This is a genomic window from Acerihabitans arboris, from assembly GCF_010131535.1.
Taxonomy (GTDB): domain Bacteria; phylum Pseudomonadota; class Gammaproteobacteria; order Enterobacterales; family Enterobacteriaceae; genus Acerihabitans; species Acerihabitans arboris.
Genome location: NZ_WUBS01000025.1, coordinates 27,572 through 31,968, shown reverse-complemented (window position 1 = coordinate 31,968; position 4,397 = coordinate 27,572). Strand labels below are relative to the sequence as shown.

General features: G+C 58.0%; 4 protein-coding genes, 1 other RNA gene and 1 pseudogene (1 of these 6 cut by a window edge). All 6 read right to left on the bottom strand.

What is annotated here, in order from left to right:
* A partial coding sequence (locus GRH90_RS26645) for a DUF1601 domain-containing protein (RefSeq protein WP_162368635.1) occupies positions 1 to 495 on the bottom strand: 495 nt, incomplete at its 3' end.
* Between the two features lie 84 nt (positions 496 to 579).
* On the bottom strand, positions 580 to 1,386 hold the full coding sequence (locus tag GRH90_RS24695; RefSeq protein WP_162368634.1) for a hypothetical protein: 807 nt from the start codon (positions 1,384 to 1,386) through the stop codon (positions 580 to 582).
* A 272-nt stretch (positions 1,387 to 1,658) separates the two neighbouring features.
* Entirely contained in the window at positions 1,659 to 2,336 is a 678-nt protein-coding gene (locus GRH90_RS24690) for a LysR substrate-binding domain-containing protein (protein ID WP_281352801.1), read from the bottom strand.
* A gap of 60 nt (positions 2,337 to 2,396) precedes the next feature.
* A pseudogene (locus tag GRH90_RS26575) lies at positions 2,397 to 2,516 on the bottom strand (helix-turn-helix domain-containing protein); the annotation flags it as partial.
* 397 nt (positions 2,517 to 2,913) lie between these two features.
* On the bottom strand, positions 2,914 to 3,888 hold the full coding sequence (locus GRH90_RS24685) for an alpha/beta hydrolase (RefSeq protein ID WP_376766103.1): 975 nt from the start codon (positions 3,886 to 3,888) through the stop codon (positions 2,914 to 2,916).
* A 457-nt stretch (positions 3,889 to 4,345) separates the two neighbouring features.
* Positions 4,346 to 4,397, bottom strand: a non-coding RNA gene (locus tag GRH90_RS24680) — RtT sRNA; it runs 159 nt beyond the window's last position.

Below are 4,397 nucleotides of genomic sequence, written 5' to 3'. Positions count from 1 at the left end.
CGGCCACTTGCCCAGGCCGTTGACCAGATTGGCCAGCGCCTGTGGGTTAAATTGCCGGGCACTGTCCGGTACGGCCAGGCGCGTGGTTGTTTCCCCGGCCAGCGCGATGCCGGCACGCCGGCAGGCGTCTTCGCGCGGCCACTTGCCCAGGCCGTTGACCAGATTGGCCAGTTCCTGCGGGTTAAATTGCCGGGCACTGTCCGGTATATCCAGGCGCGCGGTCACCTCCCCGGCCAGCGCGATGCCGGCACGCCGACAGGCGTCCTCCCACGGCCACTTGCTCAGGCCGTTGACCAGATTGGCCAGCGCCTGTGGGTTAAATTGCCGGGCACTGTCCGGTACGGCCAGGCGCGTGGTTGTTTCCCCGGCCAGCGCGATGCCGGCTCGCCGGCACGTGTCCTCGCACGGCCACTTGCTCAGGCCGTTGACCAGAATGGCCAGTTCCTGCGGGTTAAATTGCCGGGCGTTGTCCGGTATACCCAGGCGCGCGGCCACCTTCCCGGCCAGCGCGATGCCGGCACGCCGGCAGGCCTCCTCCCACGGCCACTTGCACAGGCCGTTGACCAGATTGGCCAGCGCCTACGTGGTAAATTGTCGGGCACTGTCCGGTACGGCCAGACGCGCGGCCACCTCCCCGGCCAGCATGATGCCGGCCTCCTTACAAACATGTTCATCCGCCCAGCGGCTGAACGCATTTACGAATAGACTTATGTCGCGTCCGGGGTCATTAGTGCCAGTCACCAGCCAGTAGTGCAAACCGGGCATGCCATGCTTCGCGCGGTACTCGCACAGCATTGACGCCGTCGCCGCACAGCCCGCCGATTGTACGGGCTGCGTGTGCGACCAGAGATGACATATAGCCGCTAACTTCTCGCTATAAACATCGCCATCAAAGCTTACCCGGTCGCGGATGCAGTAAAAGGCACGCGCAGACTCCGTCCACTTCTTTGTGATGAGTTTAATGTCCCTTTCCGCCAGCCCCAGTACGTTCCGATCGTTCAGTATATTTGAAAGCGTATGCACATAGTCGGTAAAGTACGTGAGGCTGGCTATAAAGTCGACGGACGGTCTGTTCAGAAGGCGGAGTAACATGTCACAGTCGTTAGAGTAAACCGCGATGGAGTACCGTTGCAATAATTCGATCTCATTGCGAACCAACCTTGGTAGCCGACGAAGACCTGGTAGCCGACGAAGAAATTGATCCTGAAAAGCGTTTTGCTCGTTGTTTGATGGCCCCGGACATCCGGCGGCGCCCTGCCGATTCGGACCTGGCCCGCGCCGGCCCGCGTACTCTTCGCTTTGAGCCGGCATGCCCTGGCGCCTGTCCTCCTTACCCTGTGCTGCGTACACCGGCTGCTTTTCTTGTTTTTCCGCCGGGTTGCCCATCCGTGCGGCCGTCAAATTTAGCTTCGTAGCATGGCGTTGCCGCGCGTTATGACCATCGATGCAATGGGGCGGGGGGATAATAGAGCTGGGGAGCCGTATGGGTTTCATTACTCACCTCTCTCTGGTTTCTGACGCATTCATGGCGGGACAAATTAATCGCAGGTATAAACAGTTAATTAATTAACCCGAATTGTAGAATAGGGAGTGGCAACCTTTTGTTTACCGTGAGGATAAAGTCGTGGCGACTGCGGCGAGCGTTACTGTTTGTTGCATCAGCCTCCATCATGGCGGTGCTGGCTCGCCGCCATCACTTCATGGATAAGCTCGATAAACATACGCAAACCGGCGGGTACCAGCCGGTGTCCGGGATAATAGAGATGCAACCCTGGAAATCGGGGCGACCACTGTTCCAACACGCTTAACAGCGCGCCGGTAGCAAGATATTTTACCACCGCCGCCTCGCTGACCCACGTAAGCCCCGCGCCCGCAAGGGCGCTGTCGATCATCAGCGGCTGGTTATCCAGGGTTAGCGGACCCTTTACGTTGATAAGGCGTTTTTCCCCCTCTCGCTCAAATTGCCAGTGCAGCGTCGCGCCGCTGGGCAGCAGACTGCGGATACAGCGATGTCGCAGCAGATCCTCCGGTTCCGCCGGTTGTTCGCGCAGGGCAAAGTATGCAGGCGAACCCACCACCAAAAAGCGCAGCGGCGGCGAGCAGGGCACGGCAACCATATCAAGCGGCACGCTTTCCGCCAGCCGGATGCCGGCGTCAAATCCCTCGGCAACGATATCCACCCGCCGCCCGTCGGCCACGATTTCCACCGTCATATCGGGATAGCGCTGCAAAAATTCCAGCACCACCGGCCGCAGGATCATCCTGGCCGCCGCTTCGGTGGTATTGAGCCGCAGCCGCCCGGACGGCGTGAGGCGAAACTGGTTGACGCCCTCCATGGCCGCGTCGATTTCATTGAGCGCGGGACGAACCCGGTTAAGCAATTGCTCGCCTGCCTGGGACAAAGAAACGCTGCGGGTGGTGCGGTTAAACAGACGTACCCCAAGATGGTGTTCCAGGGTCGCCACCCGATGGCTGAGCGCCGACGGTGAAATGCCGAGCAGGGTGGCGGCCCGGCGGGAATTGCCCGAGGATGATTATATTGCCTTTATGCGCGGGAAATTTTGCTGAAACCCGGTTGCAGCCCTCTGGATAGGGGAAGGCGTGCTGCTGGCACCAGCCATGCCGGGTAGGATGTACTTGCGGCGGATTGTAGTGTTTGAGTGATATGCACTTACCGGAAAAAAACAGTATCAATATTGCGCTAAATGTTAAAGGCTGAAAGCCGTTTATCAATCGTCATTTGAAGAGGCCGTCCTGATGGCTCTGGATACGTTCGCGAGGGCCTAGGATGACTCATATCCCCAGAACAGCAAGTGAAACCTGCGCAGCCCTGGCATACACGCCATCGCGACCAATCCCCCTTTTAACACGACCAGGGAGCCAAAAGCTCCCTGGTCGTCATCAATCAGACTGCTATTGCAAATGGGTTTTCAGTTCGGTGGCGGCTTGCAGCAGCTGGGAGCGCACCGCCGGCACCTGGCTTAACGGATTTAACAAGCCGAAGTCATGGATCATGCCGTTGTAGCGGGTAACGGTCACGTCAACGCCGGCGGCATCCAGCTTACGCCCGTAGGCTTCGCCCTCGTCGCGCAGCACGTCCAGTTCGGCGGTCTGGATCAGGGTCGGCGGCAGCCCTTTCAACTGGGACGTGGTGGCCATCAGCGGGGAGGCGTGGAAATCCTTGCGCTGGCTGACGTCCTTGGTATAGGCATCCCAGAACCATTTCATCATATTACGGGTCAGGAAATGGCCGTTGGCGTAGGTTTTATAGGATACGGTATCAAAATTAGCGTTGGTCACCGGCCACATCAGCGCTTCAAAACGGATTTTCGGCGCGCCTTTCTCTTTTGCCATCAAGGACACCACCGCCGCCATATTGCCGCCGACGCTGTTACCGGCCACGGCCAGGCGTGAACCGTCGACGCCGATTTCATCGCCATGTTCTGCGACCCAGCGGGTGGCGTCATAGGCCTGGTTAATGGCCACCGGGTAATGCGCCTCGGGGGAGGGGGTATAATTGACAAATACCGCCGCCGCGCCGGATTCCACCACTAAATCACGCACCAGACGTTCATGGGTGGGGAAGTCCCCCAGAATCCAGCCGCCGCCGTGAAAGAACATAAACACCGGCAGCGTGCCGGTGGCGCCGGCAGGTTTGACAATGGTCAGGGAAATATCCTTGCCATCGACGTTAATGGTTTTTTCGCTGACATCGGCCGGCGGCAGCGTGGCGTTGGCCTGGGCATTGGTCAGGACCTGGCGCGCGTCTTGCGGTGAAAGCTGTTCCATCGGTTTTCCGCCCGAGCTGTTCAGCACGTTAAGGAAGGTTTGTACCTGGCGATCGGCGGTGGCGGCCTGGGGGGCGGCAAAGGCGCTGCTCATGCCCATGGTCAGCAGTGTTGCGGTAAACAGGGTGGTTAATTTGCTCATGGTGGTTCTCCTTGCGTCGGTAAAAAGTTATCGCCGTAGCGAGTCGTTAGCTTACAAGTAAGTGATTAATTAAGTAGCTCAGTAATATATAGTGTGCTATTTAATTAATCGTCATTTGGTCCAGAAAACTGTAGCACATGCCCGGCGCCTTGCCTGGTCGATTGGCCTGCCAAGCGTCGATGCGGTGCATGGGAGTAATTTAGTTAACTCAGTATTAAATAGCAAGCTATTTAATTGTCAGTAGGTAAACTTTTTTGCATAACGCGGATAGCAAGGACGTTTAATCGGCGGATGCTGTGAAACCCGACTCGTGGGTTATGCACATATTGAGGAGGTCTTGACGCGTTCAAATCCGCACGACGCGTGCAATATGCCGGCTCGATGTGTAATTTTAGAGGGAGGCCGTATTTGAAAGTGGTGGGTCGTGCAGGATGACTCGGCCTGTGGCCTCGCCCTTCGGGTCGTTG

Coding starts and splice junctions, on each gene's coding strand:
- GRH90_RS24695 (WP_162368634.1), bottom strand. CDS start 1,386: ATGGGCAACCCGGCGGAAAAACAAGAAAAGCAGCCGGTGTACGCAGCA.
- GRH90_RS24685 (WP_376766103.1), bottom strand. CDS start 3,888: ATGGGCATGAGCAGCGCCTTTGCCGCCCCCCAGGCCGCCACCGCCGAT.
- GRH90_RS24690 (WP_281352801.1), bottom strand. CDS start 2,336: ATGGAGGGCGTCAACCAGTTTCGCCTCACGCCGTCCGGGCGGCTGCGG.